22 protein-coding genes, 2 tRNA genes and 1 other RNA gene are annotated in these 21,996 nt (G+C 63.8%); 10 read left to right on the forward strand and 15 right to left on the reverse strand.

Features of this window, described 5'->3' with window-relative positions:
- Positions 1 to 28: 28 nt before the first annotated feature.
- Positions 29 to 1,465 carry an NADP-dependent phosphogluconate dehydrogenase gene (gndA, locus tag AO716_RS10675; RefSeq protein ID WP_055242148.1) on the forward strand — a complete coding sequence of 479 codons (1,437 nt, stop codon included), beginning with the start codon at positions 29 to 31 and terminating at the stop codon, positions 1,463 to 1,465.
- Positions 1,466 to 1,541: 76 nt separating this feature from the next.
- On the opposite strand, the gene epsC is transcribed toward gndA, so the two are convergent.
- From epsC to msrA, 3 genes are all read right to left on the reverse strand, one after another.
- The gene (gene epsC, locus AO716_RS10680; protein WP_055240841.1) at positions 1,542 to 2,126 is read right to left on the reverse strand and encodes a serine O-acetyltransferase EpsC; all 585 of its coding nucleotides are present in this window, start codon (positions 2,124 to 2,126) and stop codon (positions 1,542 to 1,544) included.
- Positions 2,127 to 2,172: 46 nt separating this feature from the next.
- Positions 2,173 to 3,108, reverse strand: coding sequence for a cysteine synthase A (gene cysK, locus AO716_RS10685; protein WP_055242150.1), 936 nt, complete (start codon positions 3,106 to 3,108; stop codon positions 2,173 to 2,175).
- Between the two features lie 83 nt (positions 3,109 to 3,191).
- On the reverse strand, positions 3,192 to 3,716 hold the full coding sequence (gene msrA, locus AO716_RS10690; RefSeq protein ID WP_055240842.1) for a peptide-methionine (S)-S-oxide reductase MsrA: 525 nt from the start codon (positions 3,714 to 3,716) through the stop codon (positions 3,192 to 3,194).
- A gap of 135 nt (positions 3,717 to 3,851) precedes the next feature.
- On the opposite strand from msrA, the gene AO716_RS10695 reads away from it, so the two are divergent.
- From AO716_RS10695 to AO716_RS10705, 3 genes are all read left to right on the forward strand, one after another.
- Positions 3,852 to 4,769, forward strand: coding sequence for a Nif3-like dinuclear metal center hexameric protein (locus tag AO716_RS10695; RefSeq protein ID WP_055240843.1), 918 nt, complete (start codon positions 3,852 to 3,854; stop codon positions 4,767 to 4,769).
- 74 nt (positions 4,770 to 4,843) lie between these two features.
- Positions 4,844 to 5,584: a zinc ribbon domain-containing protein gene (locus tag AO716_RS10700; protein ID WP_055240844.1), complete on the forward strand. Its 741-nt coding sequence runs from the start codon at positions 4,844 to 4,846 to the stop codon at positions 5,582 to 5,584.
- A 3-nt stretch (positions 5,585 to 5,587) separates the two neighbouring features.
- Positions 5,588 to 6,541 carry a reverse transcriptase-like protein gene (locus AO716_RS10705; RefSeq protein ID WP_235472062.1) on the forward strand — a complete coding sequence of 318 codons (954 nt, stop codon included), beginning with the start codon at positions 5,588 to 5,590 and terminating at the stop codon, positions 6,539 to 6,541.
- 15 nt (positions 6,542 to 6,556) lie between these two features.
- On the opposite strand, the gene AO716_RS10710 is transcribed toward AO716_RS10705, so the two are convergent.
- On the reverse strand, positions 6,557 to 7,327 hold the full coding sequence (locus AO716_RS10710) for a YaaA family protein (protein ID WP_055240845.1): 771 nt from the start codon (positions 7,325 to 7,327) through the stop codon (positions 6,557 to 6,559).
- 44 nt (positions 7,328 to 7,371) lie between these two features.
- Here AO716_RS10710 and rnpB point away from each other — a divergent pair.
- The 3 genes from rnpB (at position 7,372) to AO716_RS10720 (ending at position 10,882) form a co-directional block, all read left to right on the forward strand.
- Positions 7,372 to 7,754, forward strand: an RNA gene (rnpB, locus tag AO716_RS14530) — RNase P RNA component class A.
- A 162-nt stretch (positions 7,755 to 7,916) separates the two neighbouring features.
- Positions 7,917 to 9,197, forward strand: a complete 1,281-nt coding sequence (locus AO716_RS10715; RefSeq protein ID WP_055240846.1) for an MFS transporter — start codon at positions 7,917 to 7,919, stop codon at positions 9,195 to 9,197.
- Between the two features lie 218 nt (positions 9,198 to 9,415).
- Positions 9,416 to 10,882, forward strand: a complete 1,467-nt coding sequence (locus AO716_RS10720) for a glyceraldehyde-3-phosphate dehydrogenase (RefSeq protein ID WP_055240847.1) — start codon at positions 9,416 to 9,418, stop codon at positions 10,880 to 10,882.
- Between the two features lie 72 nt (positions 10,883 to 10,954).
- Here the strand turns inward: AO716_RS10720 and AO716_RS10725 are convergent, their stop codons facing one another.
- The 5 genes from AO716_RS10725 to AO716_RS10745 all read right to left on the reverse strand — a co-directional run bounded on the left by AO716_RS10725 (position 10,955) and on the right by AO716_RS10745 (position 14,271).
- Positions 10,955 to 11,527 carry a peptide deformylase gene (locus AO716_RS10725; RefSeq protein WP_055240848.1) on the reverse strand — a complete coding sequence of 191 codons (573 nt, stop codon included), beginning with the start codon at positions 11,525 to 11,527 and terminating at the stop codon, positions 10,955 to 10,957.
- Complete coding sequence (locus AO716_RS10730) at positions 11,524 to 12,711, reverse strand: acyl-CoA dehydrogenase family protein (protein WP_055240849.1); 1,188 nt, start codon at positions 12,709 to 12,711, stop codon at positions 11,524 to 11,526. Before AO716_RS10730 ends, AO716_RS10725 begins: the two co-directional genes overlap by 4 nt.
- Positions 12,712 to 12,832: 121 nt before the next feature.
- A tRNA-His gene (locus AO716_RS10735) sits at positions 12,833 to 12,905 on the reverse strand.
- A gap of 143 nt (positions 12,906 to 13,048) precedes the next feature.
- Positions 13,049 to 13,666 carry an oligoribonuclease gene (orn, locus tag AO716_RS10740; protein WP_082413496.1) on the reverse strand — a complete coding sequence of 206 codons (618 nt, stop codon included), beginning with the start codon at positions 13,664 to 13,666 and terminating at the stop codon, positions 13,049 to 13,051.
- A gap of 38 nt (positions 13,667 to 13,704) precedes the next feature.
- On the reverse strand, positions 13,705 to 14,271 hold the full coding sequence (locus AO716_RS10745) for a hypothetical protein (protein WP_055240851.1): 567 nt from the start codon (positions 14,269 to 14,271) through the stop codon (positions 13,705 to 13,707).
- 282 nt (positions 14,272 to 14,553) lie between these two features.
- Here AO716_RS10745 and mptB point away from each other — a divergent pair, with 282 nt between their 5' ends.
- A complete protein-coding gene (mptB, locus tag AO716_RS10750; protein ID WP_154579578.1) occupies positions 14,554 to 16,092 on the forward strand; it encodes a polyprenol phosphomannose-dependent alpha 1,6 mannosyltransferase MptB in 1,539 nt (512 codons plus the stop codon).
- On the opposite strand, the gene AO716_RS10755 is transcribed toward mptB, so the two are convergent.
- Complete coding sequence (locus tag AO716_RS10755) at positions 16,055 to 17,314, reverse strand: glycosyltransferase 87 family protein (protein ID WP_055240852.1); 1,260 nt, start codon at positions 17,312 to 17,314, stop codon at positions 16,055 to 16,057. The two genes, mptB and AO716_RS10755, sit on opposite strands and share 38 nt — an antisense overlap.
- Positions 17,315 to 17,434: 120 nt before the next feature.
- Between AO716_RS10755 and AO716_RS10760 the strand changes: the two genes are divergently transcribed.
- Complete coding sequence (locus AO716_RS10760; RefSeq protein ID WP_082413497.1) at positions 17,435 to 17,911, forward strand: DUF3224 domain-containing protein; 477 nt, start codon at positions 17,435 to 17,437, stop codon at positions 17,909 to 17,911.
- On the opposite strand, the gene AO716_RS10765 is transcribed toward AO716_RS10760, so the two are convergent.
- The 5 genes from AO716_RS10765 to AO716_RS10785 all read right to left on the reverse strand — a co-directional run bounded on the left by AO716_RS10765 (position 17,908) and on the right by AO716_RS10785 (position 21,650).
- Positions 17,908 to 18,660 carry a M50 family metallopeptidase gene (locus tag AO716_RS10765; RefSeq protein WP_055240853.1) on the reverse strand — a complete coding sequence of 251 codons (753 nt, stop codon included), beginning with the start codon at positions 18,658 to 18,660 and terminating at the stop codon, positions 17,908 to 17,910. The two genes, AO716_RS10760 and AO716_RS10765, sit on opposite strands and share 4 nt — an antisense overlap.
- Complete coding sequence (locus AO716_RS10770; protein ID WP_055240854.1) at positions 18,657 to 19,421, reverse strand: anti-sigma factor; 765 nt, start codon at positions 19,419 to 19,421, stop codon at positions 18,657 to 18,659. Before AO716_RS10770 ends, AO716_RS10765 begins: the two co-directional genes overlap by 4 nt.
- Positions 19,402 to 19,971: an RNA polymerase sigma factor gene (locus AO716_RS10775; protein ID WP_055240855.1), complete on the reverse strand. Its 570-nt coding sequence runs from the start codon at positions 19,969 to 19,971 to the stop codon at positions 19,402 to 19,404. The genes AO716_RS10770 and AO716_RS10775 overlap by 20 nt, the downstream gene beginning before the upstream one ends.
- Positions 19,972 to 20,039: 68 nt before the next feature.
- The gene (locus AO716_RS10780; RefSeq protein ID WP_154579574.1) at positions 20,040 to 20,705 is read right to left on the reverse strand and encodes a class F sortase; all 666 of its coding nucleotides are present in this window, start codon (positions 20,703 to 20,705) and stop codon (positions 20,040 to 20,042) included.
- A 117-nt stretch (positions 20,706 to 20,822) separates the two neighbouring features.
- Positions 20,823 to 21,650, reverse strand: coding sequence for a DUF4397 domain-containing protein (locus AO716_RS10785; protein WP_055240856.1), 828 nt, complete (start codon positions 21,648 to 21,650; stop codon positions 20,823 to 20,825).
- 207 nt (positions 21,651 to 21,857) lie between these two features.
- On the opposite strand from AO716_RS10785, the gene AO716_RS10790 reads away from it, so the two are divergent.
- Positions 21,858 to 21,933, forward strand: a tRNA-Arg gene (locus AO716_RS10790).
- The last annotated feature ends 63 nt before the right edge of the window (positions 21,934 to 21,996 follow it).

Raw genomic sequence — 21,996 nt, forward strand, 5'->3', positions numbered from 1 at the left:
CGGCACCTGAAGAATCCTTGGAGTGAACTTGAGCGCACAAATCGGTGTGACCGGCCTGGCCGTGATGGGGGCCAACCTCGCCCGCAACCTGGCCCGGAACGGCTACACAGTGGCCCTGCACAACCGCTCGATCGAAAAGACTGACGCCCTGCTGGAGGCGCACGGAGACGAAGGTGACTTCATCCGCACCGAGTCCCTCCAGGAGCTGGTTGACTCGCTGGAGAAGCCGCGCCGCGTACTGATCATGGTCAAGGCCGGAGGTCCCGTGGACTCCGTCATCGACCAGCTGGTCCCGCTGCTGGAACCGGGCGACATTGTGATCGACGCCGGCAACTCGCATTACGAGGACACCCGCCGCCGGGAAGCAGCGCTTGCCGAAAAGGATCTCCACTTTGTTGGCGTAGGGGTTTCCGGCGGCGAAGAAGGCGCCCTCCTGGGCCCGTCCATCATGCCCGGAGGCTCCCGCGAGTCCTACGATTCGCTCGGCCCGATGCTGGAGAAGATCTCAGCCAAGTACAACGGTGAGCCCTGCTGCACCTGGATTGGCACTGACGGCGCCGGACACTTCGTGAAGATGGTCCACAACGGCATCGAGTACGCAGACATGCAGGTTATCGGTGAGGCCTACGACCTGCTCCGTTCCGCGGCGGGAATTGAGCCGGCCGAGCAGGCCGAGATTTTCACCGAGTGGAACAAGGGCCAGCTGAGCTCCTTCCTGATTGAAATCACGGCAGAAGTCCTGGCGCATAAAGACGCACGGACCGGCAAGCCGTTCGTCGACGTCGTGGTGGATTCCGCCGGCCAAAAGGGCACCGGCCGCTGGACCGTCGTGTCCGGCCTGGACCTCGGTTCACCGGTGTCCGCTATCGCCGAGTCCGTCTTTGCCCGCGCCCTTTCCTCCCAGCGCGGCCAGCGCGAGGAAGCCCAGGGCATCCTCGCCGGCGAGGAAACCGCCGTCGAGCTCCCCGAGACGTTCGTCGAGGATGTGCGGCAGGCACTGTACGCCTCCAAGCTGGTCAGCTACGCCCAGGGCATGGACATGCTCACCGGGGCAGCGAAGACCTACGGCTGGGACCTGAAGCTGGATGAGATTGCCTCGCTCTGGCGTGCCGGCTGCATCATCCGCGCCGAGCTGCTGGACGACATCATGAAGGCCTACGCTGACGGCAAGGCTCCGGCAAACCTGCTGCTGGCTCCTGCGTTCGCCGAGTCCATTGCGGCCGCTGTCCCGGCCTGGCGCCGTGTTGTCTCCGTAGCCGTGCAGCTGGGAATCCCCGTACCGGTGTTCTCATCCTCACTGGCCTATTACGACGGCCTGCGGCGCAAGCGGCTGCCTGCAGCACTGACCCAGGGCCTGCGTGACCTCTTCGGTGCGCACACCTACAACCGGGTGGACGCCGAAGGCACCTTCCACACCCTGTGGGGCGGAGACCACTCCGAGGTTGAGGCAGTGGATACCCACTAGCACCCGAACAGCAAAAGGCCGGTTCCATCCCCGCAGGGATGGAACCGGCCTTTTGCTTGTTCTGTTCGAAATGTACCTAGATGTAGATCGCCGGATCCACGTACTCCGCCGGATCAACGGCGGGCTGGTTCATCTTCGGATCCCGGTGGCGCCACGTCGCCGGGATACCGGTGATGATCGAGTCCGCCGGCGCGTCCTTAACCACGACGGCGTTGGCCCCCACGGCGCTGTTTGCACCGATAGTGACCGGGCCCAGGATCTTCGCGCCGGCGCCTACGACGACGCCGTTGCACAGGGTGGGATGCCGCTTGACCTTGGCCAGGGACCGTCCGCCCAGCGTCACGCCGTGGTAGAGCATAACGTCGTCACCGATCTCCGCTGTTTCCCCGATGACCACGCCCATGCCGTGGTCAATGAAAAACCGCCGGCCGATTGTGGCACCCGGATGGATTTCGATTCCGGTGGCAAAACGCGCGAACTGCGAGAGGGCCCGTGCGGGGAAACGCAGTGCCGGGTTCGCCCACATCCTGTGGGTCAGGCGGTGGATCCAAATGGCATGAAGCCCTGAGTAGACAACGAGGTTCTCGAAGGATCCACGCGCCGCCGGATCATGGGATGCGGCAGCGGTGAGGTCTTCGCGCAGGCGGGACAGGAAACTCACGGGTGACTTTCTGCTTCGGGGTACCCGCCTATGCGGGCTCGGCTGGCTAGCCGCGGATGTCGTCGTAGAGGACGGTGGAGATGTAGCGTTCTCCGAAGTCGCAGACAACGGCCACGATCAGCTTACCGGCGTTTTCCGGGCGCTTCGCGAGCTCGAGGGCTGCCCAGACGATTGCGCCGGAGGAAATGCCGCCCAGGATACCTTCCTGGGTTCCCAGGGCACGCGCGGTGGACACGGAGTCCTCGATGGAGGCGTCGAAGACCTCATCGTAGATTTCAGTGTCGAGGATCTCGGGGATGAAGTTGGCGCCAATGCCCTGGATCTTGTGCGGGCCCGGGGAACCGCCGTTGAGGATTGCCGAGTCCTTGGGTTCCACGGCAACAATCTGCACGCCGGGCTTGCGCTCCTTCAGGACCTGGCCCACACCGGTCACGGTGCCGCCGGTGCCTACGCCGGCTACGAAGATGTCTACCTGGCCGTCGGTGTCGGCCCAGATCTCCTCGGCAGTTGTGGTGCGGTGGATCTCGGCGTTGGCCGCGTTGGCGAACTGCTGGGCCCAGATTGCATTGTCGGTGGTGGCGACGATCTCCTTGGCCTTCTCGACGGCTCCGCGCATGCCGTCAGCTCCCGGAGTCAGGACAATCTCTGCCCCGAAGGCGCGCAGCATGACGCGGCGCTCGGTGGACATGGTTTCCGGCATGGTCAGAATGACCTTGTAGCCGCGGGCAGCGCCCACCATGGCCAAGGCGATGCCTGTGTTGCCGGAGGTGCCTTCGACGATGGTCCCGCCCGGACGCAGCGCACCGGCCTTCTCAGCGGCGTCGACGATGGCCACGCCGATGCGGTCCTTGACCGAGTTGGCGGGGTTGTAGAACTCAAGCTTGACCGCGACATCCCCGGGCAGGCCTTCGGTGAGGCGGTTCAAGCGGACCAGCGGGGTACCGCCTACCAGCTGAGTGACGTCGTCGTAAATTCGTGCCATGTTTTTTGTCCTCTGTTCGAAAGCCGGTGAACCGGGAAGCGGAACGCTTGTTGCTTCAAGCGTATCCCTGCCCATTCAAAGGCTCAGTTGTCAAGCCATTCGGCGTAATATTTCCTGGCCTTCGCCAGCTTCGGATTGATGATTACCTGGCAGTAGCCCTGCTCCGGATGCTTGGCGTAAAAGTCCTGGTGGTACTCCTCAGCCCGGTGGAAAACGGGCAGCCGGGTAATTTCCGTCACGATCGGGTCGCTCCACAGGGCCTGGGCACGCTGGCGCGCCTTCTCCATCTCTTCCCGCTCTTCCTCGGTGCGGTAGAACATCGAGGAGCGGTACTGGGTGCCCACGTCGTAGCCCTGGCGGTTCAGGGTAGTCGGATCGTGGGAGATGAAGAACATGTCCAGGATGACTTCCGCCGGAATAACCTTCTCATCGAAGGTCACCTCAACGACTTCCGCGTGTCCGGTGGTGCCGGAGCACACGCTCTCGTAGTCCGGATGGGCAGTAAAACCGCCGGTGTATCCGGAGACGACGCTCTGCACGCCGCGGGTTTTCTGGTAAATGGCGTCAAGGCACCAAAAGCAGCCTCCGCCAAGGACATAGGTCTTCATGCTTACGTATAAGCGTCCCAGGGGGCCAAAGATTCCCTTCCACACCCGTCATTCCGCCATTGGTTGTGCCCGGGGAAAGACCGCTGCCGTGTTCTCCGCCCCGGCGGCGCGGCGTGTGCGGTAGAACTTATACCTATGGAAACCCCACGCAACGGCGAACCCGAGGGAAGCAGCGACGAGCTACCTGAAGAGGGCGGGCCGTCACCGGACTCACGCACACAGCCAAGTCTCGGTGACGTGCTCCTGGCGGTAGAGGAACTTTGGCCTGAATCCCTTGCCGAGGACTGGGACGCAGTTGGGCTGGTGGTTGGCAGGCCCGAGCGGACGGTGGAGCGGATCCTGTTCGCGGTCGACCCCACCCACGAGGTCATCGACGAAGCCCTTGAATGGGGCGCAGACCTGCTCATCACGCATCACCCGCTGCTGCTCAAGGCCGTCCATTCCGTGGCCGGAACAGGTTTCAAGGGCGACGCCGTGCACCGCCTCATCGAGGGCGGCTGTGCACTGGTCACGGCGCATACCAACGGCGACAGCGCGGTTGGGGGAGTCTCCGACGTACTGGCCGATGCTTTCGGCCTGCAGGAGACCGTTCCCTTGGTACCTGCCGCCAACGGGCTGCCGGAGGAAGGCATCGGCAGGGTGGGCAACCTGCCCGACGTCACCACGCTGGGGGAATTTGCGGAACTTGTGTTCAGCATCATGCCTGCCGTCGCGGGCGGGGTGCGCGCGGCAGGGGACCCGCAGGGGCTCATTCGGCGGGTCGCCGTCTGCGGCGGGGCAGGGGACAGCCTGTTCGACGCCGTCCGGGCACAGCAGGCCGATGTATATGTCACTGCGGACCTTCGGCACCATCCTGCTTCCGAGGCCAGGGAAGCGGCGGTGAACGGCCGCCCGTACCTCATTGATGTTTCCCATTTCGGGAGTGAGTGGCTGTGGCTGACCCCCGCTGCCGGTGCCCTTGGGAACGTGCTGGCGGACCAGGGATTCGACGTCGAGATAAGGGTCAGTTCCCGCAACACCGATCCGTGGGACTTTGTGCTGACGCCGGGCTAGCCACGCCTGCCCGCCGGTGGCATAGGCTAGGAGGGCCGCACCAGTCAGGCAAGCGGATTATGTGGAGGTATTTGGTGGCAAAAGCATCATCGGCAGAGCAGCTCCGGCTGCTCGACCTGCAGGCGTTGGATTCCAAGATGAGGCAGCTGGATTCCCGGGCACGCAGCGTTCGGGAGAATCCCGATCTCAAGGCCCTGGCAGCCAAGGCAGCGGCGGCACGCTCCGCGCTGGGCGCAGCAGCCACCCAAAGTGCCGACATCGAGCGCGAACTTGCCCGCGCCGAGGCCGACGTCGCATCCGTCACGTCCCGCCTGGAGCGGGACCGGAAGCATTTGGACAGCGGAGCCGGCGGGTCCAAGGAACTGACGGCCCTGCAGAGCGAAATTGAGTCACTTACCCGCCGACGGTCCGACCTTGAAGACACCGAGCTCGAAGTCATGGAGCGGCTTGAATCTGTTCGCGGAGTCGAAGCCGAGCGCCGGGCAGAAGCAGCATCCGCTGAGACCGAAATGGCTGAGCTGGAAGCCAAGCGTGACGCCGAGCTGGCCGAAATCGAAGCCGAACGCGCCGAAACCATGCGGCAGCGCACCGAACTCGCAGGCCGTTTCGCTCCAGACCTGCTGGCTGTCTACGAACGGACCCTGGCCCGCCACGGTATTGGTGCTGCCCGTCTCTTCCACGGAACATCCGAGGGTTCAGGCATGCAGCTGAGCCCCGGTGACCTTGCGGATATCCGGAAGGCCGCGGACGACGACATTGTGTTCTGCCCGGACTCCGGGTGCATCCTGGTCCGTTCCTCGGAATGGGGCAGCTAAGCGGTGACCCTGTTCGACCCCTCGGACTCTGAAGTCCATGCCTCACCCGCGCCTTCCCGGCGCGTCCTGATAGTTGAAGCCGACGGCGGGTCCCGCGGTAATCCCGGCCACGCCGGCTACGGCGCGTTGGTCCGGGATCCGGAGACCAATGCCATCCTGATGGAAAAGGCGGAGTACCTGGGCATCGTCTCCAACAACGTGGCCGAGTACTCCGGGCTTATTGCTGCGCTGGAACTGGCACATGAGATTGACCCTGACGCGTGGATCCTGGCGAAGATGGACTCCAAGCTCGTTGTTGAGCAGATGAGCGGCCGCTGGAAGATCAAGCACGAGGACATGCAGCGGCTCGCGGCGAAGGCCCGGTCAGTGGTCAACCCGCGGCGCGTGAAGTACCAGTGGATTCCGCGGGAAATCAACAAGGATGCAGACCGTCTCTCCAATGAAGCCATGGATGCCGGAATTGCCGGCGTGCCGTGGAAGGGCCGGGTCCTGCCTGGTGCTTCCGGCACTGATACAGAGGAAAACGGAAAGGCCGCCGCGGCTGCACCCGCTGATCCTGTTCCCACCGGTCGGCTGCACCACCTGGAGATTTGGGTGCCGGACTTCCCCCGGGCCGAAGCGAGCCTTGGCTGGCTCCTTGAACGGCTGGGGTATGTCCGCAGGGACTCCTGGTCCTCCGGAGCCAGCTGGATGGGCGCCGCAGGCTACATTGTCATCGAAGCCGGCACCGACGTCGCAGGGGAGCGCCACGAACGGACCCGGCCGGGCATGAACCATCTGGCTTTCGGCGCCGGTTCTCCTGCCGACGTCGACCTGCTGGCACGCCGCGCAGCGAGCCACGGATGGTCCCTGCTGTTCGCGGACAAGCACCCGCACGCAGGGGGAGCCGGGCACTACGCGGCGTACCTTGAGAACGCGGACGGTTTCGAAGTGGAGCTGGTGGCCGACCGCAGCTAGGAACTGCTCTCCTGCCTAATGCTCCCCGGGCAGGATCAGGTTCAGCTGGTACGGCTTGCGCCCCGCGGGCGCGAGGAGCTCAGCTTCCCACTTTTCCGCCGCGGCGGCCAGCAGTTCCTCCGCGGTTGCCGGCGCCTTTGAATCCCGGGCAAGCAGGTGCCGGGCAAGTTCCCCGCGCGTGTGCTTGGCAAAGTGGGAGACCACCTTGCGCTGGCCGTTCCGTACCTGGAAGACGTTCACTGCAGCGGTCCGCTCCGGCGCCGGCTGCCACGCTGCGGCATAGGTGCTGGAGCGGCAGTCAACAACAAGCTGTTCTTCGGCGTGCCTGTTCAACGGTTCCGTGAGCGCTGCTTTCCAGAACGCAGCCAGGCGGCCTATGCCCGGGAGCTTGGTACCCATCGACAACCGGTAGGCCGGGATGGCATCTCCGAAGCCGATTGCCCCCCAGAGGGCCGAAATGACAACGACTGCTTCATCCGCGGCGGCCTGCTGGCCGGGCGTCAGCGAATCGTAGCCAAGCGCGTCATACAGGACGCCGGAGTAGACCTGATGGGCCGGAGCGCAGGGCTCGCCTTCCAGGACAGTGTTCCGCTGGACTTCGGAAGCCAGGGACGCGCCCACGCCCAGCACCGTGTGTGCGTCCTGTGCGGCACTCGCGTCCATCAGGGCCGAGAGCACTTCCTTGCGGGCAGCGGCCAGTTCGGGAAAACGCAGCAGGTCCGGATTCAGGGCGGGACCGGACTGGGGGCGTGTTTTGCCCTCGGAGGGCGGCAGGAGGATCAGCACCAATTAATCCTAAGGTCCGGCGGCAGGTAGGATTGACCGCGGGACGGGTTGGCCAGGCAATCGCGTCAGGACGGTTTTCGGACCGGACCTGCCGAGGAAAGTCCGGGCTCCGAAGGGCAGGGTGGTGGGTAACGCCCACTCGGGGAAACCCGCAGGCCAGTGCCACAGAGAAAAGACCGCCCGCACTCGTGTGGGTAAGGGTGAAACGGTGGTGTAAGAGACCACCAGTGCCCCGGGTGACCGGGGCAGCTAGGTAAACCCCACCCGGAGCAAGGCCATACAGGATGCGTTTGAGGGCTGCCCGCCCGAGCATCCGGGTAGGCCGCTAGAGGGACCCGGCAACGGTTCCCCCAGATGGATGATTGCCACCTGCTGTTCCGGCAACGGAGCGCAGGTACAAAACCCGGCTTATCGGCCAGCCCGTCCCACTTCACCCGTATGGTCACCATGCCGGAAACCGACCGTGCATTATGTACACCCGAGTCGGCAGATACAAGCACACCTAAACGTTCTGAGGGAATTTAGGGTGACTTAGTTTTACCGGTACGGTGCGTCATGTGTCTGCATGAACCTCGGCTATTCTGTGTCGATGGTCACGCTCTCCGCACCCCGCAGGCACCTCGTGCTGCGCAACGCCAACTTCCGGGCGCTTTGGGTATCGTCGACCATGGGCATCCTGGGTGGCTCGGTGACGGCAGTGGTGCTGCCGGTCATTGCAGCTGTTGAGCTCGGTGCGAGCGACTTCGCCGTTGCTGCCCTCTCTGGAATGGTTTTTCTCCCCTGGCTTCTGTTCGGGCTGCCGGTCGGCGTCGTAGTGGACCGCCGCAGGCGCCGACCCGTCATTCTGGTTTCGCTGGTGGCCCGGGTCGTGCTGCTGGCAACCCTTCCAGTGGCGTATTGGCTCGGTGTCCTGACCACGGCGCAGCTTTTTGTGGTCTCATTCCTCGCAGGACTCGCTGCGGTCTACTTCACGCTCGCGGAAGCAGCACTGATTCCACGGGCCGTCTCCAAGGATGAACTGGTCGAAGGCAATGGTCTGATGACCGGATCCGGCGCATCGGCAGACGCAGTTGGCCGGGGACTGGGCGGCTGGATGACGCAGGCAGTTGGTGCTTCCAACTCGCTGCTCGTGCAGGTTGTCGCCTCAATCGCCTCATTTGTTGCCATCCTGGGTTTGAAGGTCCAGGAGACACTCCCGGTGAGCAGCGAAAAGCCCCACATCTGGCGGGAAATGAATTCAGGGCTCCGCTACACACTAAGCACCACGCCGCTGCGTGTCCTGCTCCTGGTGGCTGCGCTCTGGAATCTCGGCGGCAACATCGTTGTGTCCCTGATTGTTCTCCTGGTGGTACGGACGCTTGGCGAAAACGGCACCTGGCTGGGTTTCCTGATGGCGGCCACCGCAGTAGGGGGCACCGTGGGCGGGCTCACCGTCAAGCGCCTCGCCGACCGGTTCGGGTCCGGAGTCGTGTGGCGGTATTCAATGTTCCCGGCTGCACTGGGGTACTGCACACTTCTGCTGATGACTCCCGGGTGGGGGATGCTGCCCGGTTTCTTCGGTATGTTCCTGACGGGACTGGCCATTTCCATGAACATCGTCGTCTCCACCAGTTTCCGCCAGCGGGTCTGTCCGCCGGAGATGATGGGGCGCCTGGGCTCTGCGACCCGCATGGTCAGCTGGGGAATGCTGGCTGTTGCGTCCCTGGTAGCCGGTGTACTGGCCACCACGGTTGGCGTTCGAGGCGGGATAATCCTCGGGATTGCCATCGCAGTCCTGGCGCCGGTGGTGGCGTCGATGGGTCCGCTCAAAGGCGTACAGCACCTGGAAGACCTCGAACCTGCCGCACCCGAGCCTGAGCGCGCGGCTTAGCCGGCACGGCCGAAACCCGCCGGCGGGCTGTGACGAACATCTCCCAGCCCCGTGCGAAGCTGTCTTTGTGGCCTAATACACTTGTAAGTGGTCCGTCGGCGTACCGTCTGCGCGGATCACAAGACCCAGCCCCTCTGCGGGCTTGCTCCGGCTGGCGCCGGGGGACTTACCAACCGGTCACAAAGCAGTGCCGGCTGAGACAAAGGATGTGAAGATCTGTGAGCCAGAAGTCCGATACCTGCCTGGATGCGTGGATGGACAGGGAAGCGATGGCAGAAGCCATGATCCCGCTCATTGGCCGGCTCTACCGGGAGAACAGTGTGGTCACCTCGGTTCACGGCCGTCCGCTGGTCAACCGCTCCGTCATCGACATCTTGAAGGCGCACCGTTTCGCCCGGCAGATTGACGACGTTGAGCTCCCGGTCGCCGAGACCCTGCCGATTCTCCAGGCCCTTACCGAACTCGAACTTGGTGCAGCGTCCGTAGACGTGGCCCGCATGAACGCCAAGTACCAGCGTGAAGGCAACGGCGCACCCCTGGTGGACTTCCTGCGTGCCGAACTGGCCGACGTCGCCGGCAAGCACGGTGCAGACGAGCGCACCAGCACGGATGTGGTCCTGTACGGTTTCGGCCGGATCGGCCGCCTCCTGGCGCGTATCCTCATTGACCACGAAGGCGGCGGCCACGGACTGCGGCTTCGGGCCATCGTGGTCCGCAAGGGTGCAGAAAACGACCTCGTGAAGCGGGCGAGCCTGCTGCGGCGCGACTCCGTCCACGGTGCGTTCCCCGGCACCATCACCGTGGATGAGGAGAACAACACCATCCTCGCCAACGGCACGCTGATCCAGGTGATCTACTCCAACGATCCGAGCACCGTCGACTACACGGCTTACGGCATCCATGACGCGATCGTCGTGGATAACACCGGCCGCTGGCGCGATAAGGACGGGCTGGCCCAGCATCTGCAGGCGAAGGGCGCTTCGCGCGTCCTGCTGACTGCTCCGGGCAAGGGCGACCTGAAGAACATCGTGCACGGCATCAACCACCAGGCCATCACGGATGAGGACAAGATCCTCTCGGCAGCGTCCTGCACCACGAATGCCATCACGCCGGTGCTGAAGGTCCTCAATGACAAGTTCGGCATTGTGAACGGACACGTGGAGACCGTCCACTCCTTCACCAACGACCAGAACCTGATCGACAACTTCCACAAGGGCGACCGCCGCGGGCGCTCCGCTGCGCTGAACATGGTCATCACCGAGACCGGTGCTGCAAAGGCCGTTGCCAAGGCACTTCCCGAACTGGCCGGAAAGCTCAGCGGCAACGCGATCCGTGTTCCCACCCCCGATGTTTCAATGGCCATCCTGAACGTGAACCTTGAAACTGAGACCACCAAGGAAGAGCTGAACACCTTCCTCCGCGAGACCTCGCTGAACTCCGAGCTGCACAAGCAGATCGACTACATCGATTCTCCGGAAGTTGTTTCCACGGACTTCGTCGGCTCCAAGCGCGCCGGTATTGTTGACGGCCTGGCAACGATTTCCAACGGCAGGAACGCCATTCTCTATGTCTGGTACGACAACGAGTACGGCTACAGCTGCCAGGTCATCCGGGTGCTGGAAGAAATGGCGCACGTGAATCCGCCCGCCTTCCCGCGCGCTGAAGAACTGGTCGCCAGCCTCTAGCCAGCCGGCAGCAGCGAAAAAGTGCCCCGCCCCGGAAACCCGGGCGGGGCACTTTTTTTTGGACCGGCGTTCCTAGTGGCCGAACGGATCCGGGTCCACACCCGGCATCCAGCTCAGTCCCGGAACGTTCCAGCCGTTGGACTTGAGTGTTTTGCGTGCCTTGCGGCCCCACCGGTCGTTCAGCCGGTCCACGTAGAGTTTCCCGTCCAAATGGTCGTATTCGTGCTGGAGCACGCGGGCAAACCAGCCGGTTGCCTCGAACTGCACCGGAACACCGTTCTCGTCGAAACCGGATACCCGTGCCCAGTCCGCGCGGGTCAGCGGGAAGTTCTCGCCGGGAACTGAAAGGCAGCCCTCGGTGTCTTCATCCGGATCCGGCGCAGACCCGGGAACCTTGGTGGTCAGCAGCACAGGATTGACGACGACGCCGCGGTCCGGCGCGTCGTCGTCGTTGGCAAAGTCGAAGGTAAAGATGCGCAGGCTCACACCAACCTGGGGAGCGGCAAGCCCCACTCCGTTGGCGACGTCCATCGTTTCGTACATATCTGCCACCAGGGTGCGCAGCGAACCGTCGAATGCGGTTACCTCAGCGGCACGGCGGTGCAGTACGGGCTCACCGTATATAACGATTGGGCGGACGGTCATGGGTTCTGCTTTCCTTCCTGGGTGGCGGGCCGGGTAATGCTGCGGCCTATTACTTCACGCATGATTTCAGAGGTCCCGCCAAAGATGGTCAGCAGACGGGCAGCCAGGAAAGCCTGTGCCACGGGGTACTCCATGATGTAACCGTAGCCGCCGTGCAGCTGCAGGCACCGGTCGGTTACTGACTTGGCCCGTTCGCTCGCCCAAAGTTTCACCTTGGCGGCGGAGACCGCGTCCAGTGCCCCGGAGTTGAAGGCCTGCACCGCAGAATCAACGTAGGATTCGGTGACTTCAACTTCCGTGAGGATGTCCGCCAGTGCGAAACGCGTGTTCTGGAAGTCGCTGATCCTCGCTCCGAATGCGCCGCGCTCTGCTGTATAGGCTGCGGTGGCCTCATAGACGGTCCGTGCCACAGCAGAGGACGCAACGGCAATAGCCAGGCGGCCCTGTGGCAGTTGTCCGGCGGCATATTCGAGCCCACGGCCCTCCTCGCCCACGAGATTCACCTCCGGCACCAGCACATCGTCGAAGTACAGTTCGGCGGTGTCCGAGGCCTTGAGTCCCATTTTGTCCAGCTGGCGGCCGGTGGTGTAGCCCGCGGTTTTCTCCACCATGAACATGCTGAAGGACTTTGGTCCGCCTCGTCCGGTGCCGCCGTCGGTCCGTGCAAGTACCAGTGCTGCGTCGCCGCTGATGCCGTTGCCGATGAATGTCTTCTGGCCGTTAAGGATCCAGTTCCCGTCAGCGCTGCGGACCGCCCTGGTACGGATGCCGCGCAGGTCGCTGCCGGCCCCGGGCTCAGTCCAGGCCACGGAGGTTACTTTGTCCCCGCTGACCATCTGCGGCAGCCAGCGTTCCTTTAGCTCAGCTGACCCGTAGGCGAGCAGGTGGGGGAGGACCATATCGTCATGGAGATGGAACGCGAGCCCCACTGCAAGGTGGTTTGCGCGGGCGAACTCCTCGTCCAGGACAACGCGGTACCGGTAGTCGGGCATGCCTGCACCACCGAACTCTTCGGGGACGGCCAGGCCCAGCAGCCCTTGTTCTCCGGCGGCCTTCCAGAGACGGCGCGGCATCATGTGCTCGGTTTCCCAGGTGGGGTACCCCGGAGCAACTTCACGGCTGTTGAACTCGCGTGCCAGGTCGCGGAACAGTTCGTGGTCTTCTTCGAAAAGCGTGCGTTCCAACGCGCCGCCTCCTTGTTCTTGCCTAGGTTCTTTCCTGCCGGCGTTTCGCGGGGACACGTAAAAGGCCGCCCCGGACAAATCCGAGGCGGCCTTCCTTGAAGCTGTTAACCAGCCTCTTCCGGGTGAGTAACGGGGGTTGAACCCGCGACCTCCTGGACCACAACCAGGCGCTCTGCCAACTGAGCTATACCCACCATGTGCACTCAGATTATTTGTTTGCGAAGTCCAGGCGAGTGGTCTTCGCGAACTCATTTATCTGAGGCAGCGGATACAAGCTTACACGGTTTTTGGAGTGCTTCTGACACTCTGGTGCCTTAGGCCCCCAAATGTGATGCAGCTAACTGTCCGAGGCTGGGCTGCTGATCCGGGCTGCGATCTTTTTTGCCTCGGCGGAATCGGGTCCGGGGGCGGGTACAAAGATGGCGGCACGGTAGTAGCGCAGCTCGTTGATTGAGTCCTGGATATCACCCAGCGCACGGTGGCCGCCGTTCTTGGCCGGTGCCTGGAAGTACGCACGGGGGTACCAGCGCCGTGCGAGTTCCTTGATGGTTGAAACGTCGATGATCCGGTAGTGCAGGTAGTCAATGACTTCAGGCATGTCGCGAGCCAGGAACATCCGGTCTGTCCCCACTGAATTGCCGGCCAGCTGGGCCTTCTTCGGTTCGGGAACCCACTTGGTGATGTACTCGATCACCTCTGCTTCGGCTTCTGCCAGCGTCATGCCGCCGGGCAGTTCATCAAGGAGCTTGGAAGTGGTGTGCATCTGGCGGACGAAGTCGCCCATCTGTTCCAGTGCGGCGTCTTCGGGCTTGATGACGACGTCGACGCCGTCACCGAGGATGTTCAATTCGGAGTCTGTCACCAGCACTGCGACCTCAATGAGGGCATCAGCGCTGATATCCAGTCCGGTCATTTCGCAGTCGATCCAGACAATGCGTTCGTTAGTTATTGGCACGAGACAAATGTACCCCTCACCGGTCGGGCGCCGCCGGTTCAGAGCTTGGAGTGGCTGCGCTGGCGGCGGTCCTGGCGATCCGGATCCGCAGTCTGAACCGATGCACGGAGGGCAGGAACGTATGGCTGCACCGGGAGCGAACCGGTTTCAGGCGGGCCAAAAGTGCGGGTCCAGCGGCTTCCGGGGACAGCGGACTCAGTCCGGCGTCCGGTAAGGAATTCCTGTGCGGCGTCTGGTGCCAGCGGAATGGGCGGGACTTCGGCATGTTGTTTCGCGTTCGTGTCCGGCTGAGGATCCGGAAGGAGGCGGTGTGTGCCGCCAGCTTCTGCCGCGGGCTCCGAGGACGGAGCCGGGGAGGCGACCGCTGCTTCCGGCGCTGCACTGCGGGAGGCATACCAGGCGCTGACAAAGGCCGTCAGGAGGAGTCCGGAGGTACCGGCTGTAAATGAAACGGGTATCCCGGCCCAGAGGAGGCAAAGCGCGGTGATGCCGGTCAGGAAAACACCCCAGCCCAGCAGCTCCGGATTGCGCTGCGCACGTCCTGCCTGCTTCGCGGCGCGTTCTTCGCGCCGCCTGACTTCTGGTTCTGCCCGGTGGCGCCCCACAGCCCATACCGCCTTGCCTTGTCCGACCCAACCGGACCAGTCTATGTGAGCCGCAACGCAGTGCCGGTGCAGCACGCCGCGGCGTCCCGGAGCGTGTCCATGTCTCGATGCTAATATTTGGCCTACTGACGAAGCCGCCGTTGTGGATCCGCCGCCGGAGAGCTGCGCGCGGATTTCGATTGCGGGTGCAGGCATTGCGCGCGCTCATCCGGGCGCATGCCTATGTGCCCGGCGCCGGTTCGTTGGGACCGCCGCACGAACCAAAGATTGGAACGACCCACGATGACCGCCCAGGTCCCTGCGACCGAGCCTTCGTCTCCCGAATCGGAGAGCACGAAAACCGACCATCCGAACGTCGCGATCATCCAGGGTTTCATCGGTTCGGTGATGATGCTGGCCGGTTCGCTCGGCGTGGGATGGCTCTCTCTTTCCTCTTTCGAACTCCGCCGTGTCGAATTCATCATGTGGCTGCGTTTTGAACCCGCGGGTGCGGTCATTTCAGTTCTGCTGCTCGCCCTGGGCGGGATGCTCCTTGTGCGCTCCTGGCTGCGCTTCGGTCAGCGGATCGGGGACTGGGGGCCGCATTCCAGGCCGTATGTGCTCAAGGCGATCCTGGCCTGGGGCGGACCTATGTGCCTGACCCTTCCGCTCTTCAGCCGAGATGTCTTCGCTTACATTGCGCAGGGCCTGGTCATGGTGAGCGGGCTGAACCCGTACAAGGACGGCTATTCCCAGATTTCAAACTACCTGCAGCTGGGTGCTGATGATCTTTGGGCACAAAGCCCCACGCCCTACGGCCCGATCTTCCTCTGGCTCGAAGAGATCGTGGTTCGGATTACGGGCGGCCAGACCGAGTTTTCAATCCTGCTGTTCCGGCTGATCGCGCTGATCGGCGTGGCAATGTGCGTTTACTACGTGCCCAAGCTGGCCGAACTTCACGGGATCAATCCCAACCGGGCGCTCTGGCTCACTGCAGCCAACCCGCTCTTCCTGACCAACTTCATTGCCAGCATCCACAACGACGCGCTGATGATCGGGCTGGCCCTCGCGGGACTCTACTATGCTGCAACCAAGCGCGGTGTACTGGGAATCCTGCTGGTCACGCTGTCCGTGGGGATCAAGCCCATCACGCTGATCTTCCTGCCGTTCATCGGTCTTATGTGGGCAGGCAAGGGTGCTTCCTGGCCGCGCAAGTTCCTGTTCTGGTTCCTCACGGCAGGGATATCCCTCGGGTTCCTCGCCATTCTCGGCGTCGTCAACGGACTCGGATTTGGCTGGGTCGGCGCTCTGAGCACTCCGGGAAGCGTGTGGATCTGGTACGCCCCTGTTGGCTTCCTTGGACTTATCGTGGCGACCCTGGGAAATTCGCTGGGGTTGCCCGGCTGGTCCTTCGCGGACTTCGTGCACACTATTGGGCGGCTGGCGTCCCTCGCAGTCGTTGCCTGGCTGATGTTCGTGGGGGACTACTCCCGGCTTGTTCGCCGGCTGGCACTGGCCTTCGCCGCGATCGTCATGCTGGCGCCCATGATCCAGTCCTGGTACGTGGTGTGGCTGATCCCGCTCTTCGCAGTCACCGGCATCCGCAACGACTGGCAGGTCAAGACGCTGTACCTGTTCGTGTCCTTCTTTATGGTTTACGCGATCAGCGACCAGCTGGACATCTGGCCGTACTTCGAGTTCAGCCTCAGTGCAGCGCGGCAGATTGCCGCGGTTACCGCCGTCGCGTTCGCCCTCTACCTGATTTTCCTTGACCCCAAGACCAAGGTGCTCTTCCGCAAGAAGCTTACGGAACCTGTCCCGGGCGAACTGCGGATTCGCTGAGGGCACCTGCCCGGGCCAGACCCACGATCTTGCCGACCGCCCAGACGAAGAGGGCCATGAGCAGCAGGTTGCGCACGGTCAGCAGCAGTGCGACCCCGATGTTCAGGTCGTCATAAAGGGCCTCGTAGAACATTGGGTAGACCAGGGTCGTGAGGGCCGCCACGGCTATCATCATGGCCGCGGGCAGCCGCCAGGCGCGCCCTTCCCAGGCAATGCCAACGGCAACCACAGCGCCAAGCCAGAGCATAAACTGCGGCGAGCCGACCTTGTTGAACACGATGAAGGCTGCAACGAGGGCCAGGGAGCCGGTGGCCAGCAGGGCACCGGTGTCCGCGCCCCGGCGCAAGGCCCAAATCAGCAGGGCCACGACGGCGACGGCGGCCAGTGCAAGGAGCGGCGTCATGAGGGCCGCCACCGGCTCGCCCAGGGCACCGCGGACCTCGCGCGTATTAATCACGGTGTCTTCAAAGATGTGCGCATCTGAACGTCCCAGGATTGCCTGCCACAGGCCGGGAGTGGTGAACGGGGCTTCCAGCTGCATGCCTCGGTCTCCCTGCGCTCCGACGAAGCTCAGCAGGTGCCGAAGGCCTCCGGCGGCGGTCACGACTGCGGCAATAACTGCGGAAAGTGCCGCACCGGTGATGAGCATGGTCAGGCGGCGCTTTGAAACTGCGAGGACCGCAAGGATTACTGCCGCCGGCCAAACCTTCATCCACGTGGCAGCGGAGAGCAGCAGGGAAGCAACCACCGGGCGGGATGCAAGCAGGAGCAGACCCATGATCACCAGCGGGACGGTGAGTCCGTCAATGCGGCCGACGGCGACCGGCCCGAGCAGGGCGGTGATGCCGAGCCACCAGTAGGCGGCGACGCAGCGCTGGCGGGTTCGCGGGGCCGTCAGGACGGCAAAGCCTGCAGCATTCAAAGCCGTGAAGATCAGGAACCAGGCGAACTGGTAGGCGCCGTAGCCGAATGCGGATGCCAGCAGCATGGGCACCAGCGCGCCGATCGGGTAGACCCAGTCACTGCTGATGCCCTGCCACGCTCCGTCCCGGATTCCTTCGAAGGCCCACTGACGGTAGAACTGGATATCGCTGAGAACCTCGCCGGTGAAAATCAGGGGTGAGAGGAGTCCGAAAAAAAGCAGGTGAACGCCGGCGAAGGCCAGCCACAGAGCCTTTGTTTGCATGTAGCGGGGCTCGGCAGCAACCGGTGAGGACGACATGCGAGGTAGTACTCCTTAACAGCGGATTCTGGATGCGCAGGCCGCCGCACCCCAGCGATAAGGGTACCTGTGGCGCAACTCCGGCATGCAATCGGAGGCCGAACACGGAATACTGGTGGCATGGCCGACGGAACAGAGCACTCGATCACTGCCGATTTTGAAGTTTCCTCCTGGGAGCCGACCCCTTATGTAGTGGAGGGGACCAACAGCGAGCTCTCCACCGTTCGTGCGGTCAAGATCTTCGAAGGTCCCGTCACGGGCACGAGCATTTCCGACCTCCTCCTGGCCGGCAACGCAACAGGGGCCGGCTACGTCGGCAGCGAGGTCTTCGCAGGCAGCGTTGAAGGACGTGAGGGGACCATGGTGATACAGCACTGGGGCCTCGCGGAAGGGGAGGCTACGGCGTCGTCCGGCCACATCATTCCGGGCTCGGGAACCGGAGGACTCACGGGAATCTCCGGCGCGGCGATCTTCTCCCAGACCGAAGACGGGCAGCACCGCGTTGAGCTGCGGGTGTCCTTCCCACAGAATACGGCGGAACAGGATGGTTCCGGGACGGAGCAGCCTGTCGGCGGACAGGAAGCCGGCTCCCGCTAGCCTGCCAGCCAGCCCGGCAGGGAAAATGCCGGAGCGAGCAACCGGAACGCAGTGGCAGTGCATGCACCTATCACCCCGGCGAACAGCCCGAGCCACACGACAGACGGCACGCCCGAGCGCTGGGCCAGGATCCAGGCATCCGAAGACTGCAGCGATCTGCGGCGCCGGGTGTGGACGGTGACCACGTTGAGCCAGTCCCGGACAGCACCGACCAGCAGGGCGATTCCAAGGGAAGCAACGACGGAGGCCGCAAAGGTGGCCGGAACAAACCAGAGCAGCAGCACCGCTGTTACTGCGCAGCCGCCTGCTATCGCCGCCCCCTGTAGATTCCGGATGAACACCAGCGCTGCCGCCAGGACAAGTACACCCCCTGAGAGGGCGGCAGACGCCCAGCCGGTCTGGGCTGCCCAAATAAGCACCAAGCCAGTCAGGGCCGGAACGGGATAGCCCCAGAACCCGGCCCAGAGGGCGCCGAACCCGCCACGCCCGAGGCTTTTCATCTGCCCCGAGTGGTCGAACCGCAGTTCAATGCCTGAAATTCGATGGCCGACCAGCAGTGCGGCGAAGGCATGTCCGAGTTCGTGGACAAACGTGACGAAAAGTCCAAACCACCGCCATGTTTGCCGGGGCACCGCCAGCAGCACCGCGGCAGCCGTAACAGCCACCAGCAGCCAGGGGTCTGCCTCCAGGCCACCGGTGCGGCTGAATCCGGACGTGATCCTGTCCCAGAAGCTGACAGCCCAGGTCAAAGGTCCAGCTGACCCCTCAGGATCGAATTTCCTGAGTGCTCGGGGTTGCCGTCGTGTGGTTCGTCGGAAATATCCACGATTGGGTAAGCGCTGAGGTCTAACCCGTCCGGGATTCTCAGGCGCGCCTCGGTGCCGTCCATCTCGCCGAGGCTCACCATGGACGTGATATCCGGTGAGATCAGCCAGACTTCCCGGTAGCCCTCTGCATCGGCACTGCTGGAGGTGATGACGAGTTCGCGTTCGCCGTCGGGCAGGAGGTCCACGGTGGCGGTACCCTCGTCGCTGTAGGAGGGCAGGGGAGCCAGCGGAACCGAAGCAATGACCTCCGGTGCGGGCTCCAAATTGCGCACAACACCCCAGGTCGCTGCTCCCGCGACAACGGCTGCTGCGGCTGCCGCGGCGAGCCATTTTGCTCCGCTGCGGCGGCGGCGCCGTTCATCTGCGAGGGAAACGGGCTGCGACGTATCAGTGGAAGAGGCCCTCGGACCCGCGCCCGCAGCCGGTTCCTGTCCCCGTGCGTTTTCCAGCGGATCGCGTCGCAGCGCAGGGTCAAGGTTGAGTGCTTGATGGATCCCGGCCCAGACCGCGGGGGGAGGAACTGACCCCTCCGGAGCGCTGCTGCGGCCGGCCCGTACAACCCGGCCATAGGCACTGATTTCACTGCGGCACTGTTCACATGACTCAAGGTGCGCCGATTCTTCGGCGGCAGGTTCCTCACCGAGGGCCAGGAGAGCCAATGCATCATCGTGCAGGTGCTGCATCGCTTACCTCCAATCTTTGCCTCAGTTGAATAAGTCCCCGGCGGATGTGGCTCTTGACCGTTCCCAGCGGCAGGCTCAGCTGTTCCGATATCTGCTGGTGGGTCATGTCCTCATGGAAGGCCAGGCGGAGAATCGAATGCTGAGGTTCGCCCAGGCGGGTGAGCTCCGCATCCAGAACCACTTTGTCTGCCACGCCTTCCTGGTCAGGTCCCCGTGTTTCGTCCCGCTCGCTTCGTGCGGCGGCGCCTTCGAGGACGTCTTCCTCACGGATCCGGGACGAGGTCATTGTTGAAGCAACGTTCCGAGCGATGCCCACCAGCCATGCTGCGAGGGTTGAACGCTCCGGCGAATAGGTCTCGCGGTACCGCCAGGCACGGATAAAAACTTCCTGCACGGCGTCGTCTGCAGCCCCGGGATCTATGAGGCGCCGCAGCGACATCGTCCGGACCAGCGGAGCGAAGCGGCGGTATGCCTCGGCAAGGGCTGCCTCCTCACCTGCGGCGAAAGCCTGGTCGAGGCCGTCGTCCCGCTCGGGGGCACCGGATGACATCGGGGGAGTACTCCTGCCGTTGGCCTGCTGACGTGCGGCGCGGGGGGTAGCCCGCGTGCGGATTTTCCCTATGATACCGGTGTTGCCGTGAGCACAACGTTATCTTCATAGTCGTTCTCCGTGTCGAGCCACTGGCCGCCGCAGGTGACCAGCTTCAGCAGATGATCCCCCGTCCGGTCGAAGAGGCGGTGTCCGTCAAGGGATCGCTTGGCGATGTTCTCTACCTGCTGTGTCCGGTACACGACGGTGGAGCCGTCTTCCCTTGTCACAGTGACTTTGGTTCCTGGTGCTACGTCCTTCAGGCCGGCGATGGGCAGCACCTCCGTTTGTGAGTCCACATGTGCGGCCAGGACCGAAGACCCGGCGTCGGCACCTGGTGCCGGTCCGTAGCGGTACCACCCGGCCTGGACGTGGTTGTCGGGAATGGTCATTGCGCCGTTGTCCTCCACTCCGACCGGCACTACCTCCAGGTCGATGCCCGTACCTTCCACCTGGACCCGGACCGGGGCGGGGATGGCTTCCTCCGCTTCGGGGGAAGCCTGCCGGATTGGAATGCCTGCTGCGGGAGATGACGCAGTGGGGGATGATGGCGCGGACTGCTGAGTCTGCGGCGAAGCGGAGCTGGCTGCCGGTTCCTGTGCTGCAGGCCCGCCGGCGCACGCTCCCAGCGCCAGAGCTCCGGCGGTCAGCCAGGCTGCAGCGAGGTATCGGCGGGAGCTTCCGGGGTGGTGCATGTAAGGAGCCTTTCAGGGTGGTTATCGGGGAACTTCGTGATATGGGAGAAGGTGCAGTGCAGCCGTCACGCCGGCTGCACTGCACCTTCGGATTGGAGGGCGCTGCACGCCCGCGGACTACTCCGCGGAGGTTGCGTCCACGGTGCTGCGGCGGCGGGCCACCACTGCGGTGCCGGCCAGTGCCATCAGCGTCAGGCCACCGGCGGCGGCAAGCATGACGCCGGAGTTGTCCTGGGCTGCGGGCAGGGCACCCGGCACTGCGTTGGGCGCGCTTTCCATGCCTTCGACGGTCTGGGTTGCGAGGGCGAGGTTGCCGTCTTCCAGGGAGCCCCATGCGTAGACGATGGTGTGGACACCTTCAGGCAGGGTCAGATCGGCCGGGCCAATGACAGGCTCAGTCGTGCCTGCTGCCGCCACGGAGGCCGAGATGGTTCCGGCGTCCACGGGAAGTGTCTTCTCATCGGGATTCGCCAGGTTCGTGATCACCGGTGTGCCGTTGGCGAGCACATCTACAGCGGGAGCGGCGGCCACGTGGCGAACCGTGAGGTGCGCCTTCCCGGCCTCGATGGTGGACATGTCATTGGTGTAGAGGTTGGCGGTCGGGGTGCCGTCCTCGGCAAGGTTTGCCACCGCCGTGAAGTTGCCGCCGGCGGTGAGGTCTGCGGTTACCGGACCGATGATCGGAGCGGAAGCGTCAGCTGCATCCGGAGCGGTAATGGCGAGTTCGTAGCTGCCTGCGGGCAGGGACAGCGGCCCGGCCATACTGCCGGGCGTGAAGTCATCAAGGGTCAGCTCACCATTGACGTAGACATCCACGGTGGTGTCCGGGACGGCGTGGAAAACTGAGAGCTGGGCCTCATCTGCTGCCGAGGCTGCGGGTGCGGCTGCCAGGCCTGCTGCGGCTGCCAGGCCGGCTGCTGCAAAAATTGTGGTGGTCCTGCGCATGGCTTCTCCTAATGTGTTTTGCCGGCCGTGTTGCCCGGCTCCTTTGTGGCCTACACCTCCTTTACCGGTGGGGCGGCGGGTTTGGATGCAGAAGTATGAAAAGTTTTTCGAAAACTTTTCCACGCCCGCGCGTGCCTCCGTATGGCACGCTGCCAGCCGTTTCGCTGCCGGGGACCTGTCCGGGTGCGTAGTATCATCGTTTGGTCTGCCCCCGTAGCTCAATGGATAGAGCAACGGCCTTCTAATCCGTAGGTTGCGCGTTCGAGTCGCGCCGGGGGCACCATCCCTGAAGCCTCCAGAGCCCTGCAGTGCGCTGGAGGTTTCACCCTTTTCCGCTTCCGATCCT

The sequence above is a fragment of the Arthrobacter sp. Edens01 genome (assembly GCF_001307035.1).
In the GTDB taxonomy this organism is placed as follows: Bacteria; Actinomycetota; Actinomycetes; order Actinomycetales; family Micrococcaceae; genus Arthrobacter_B.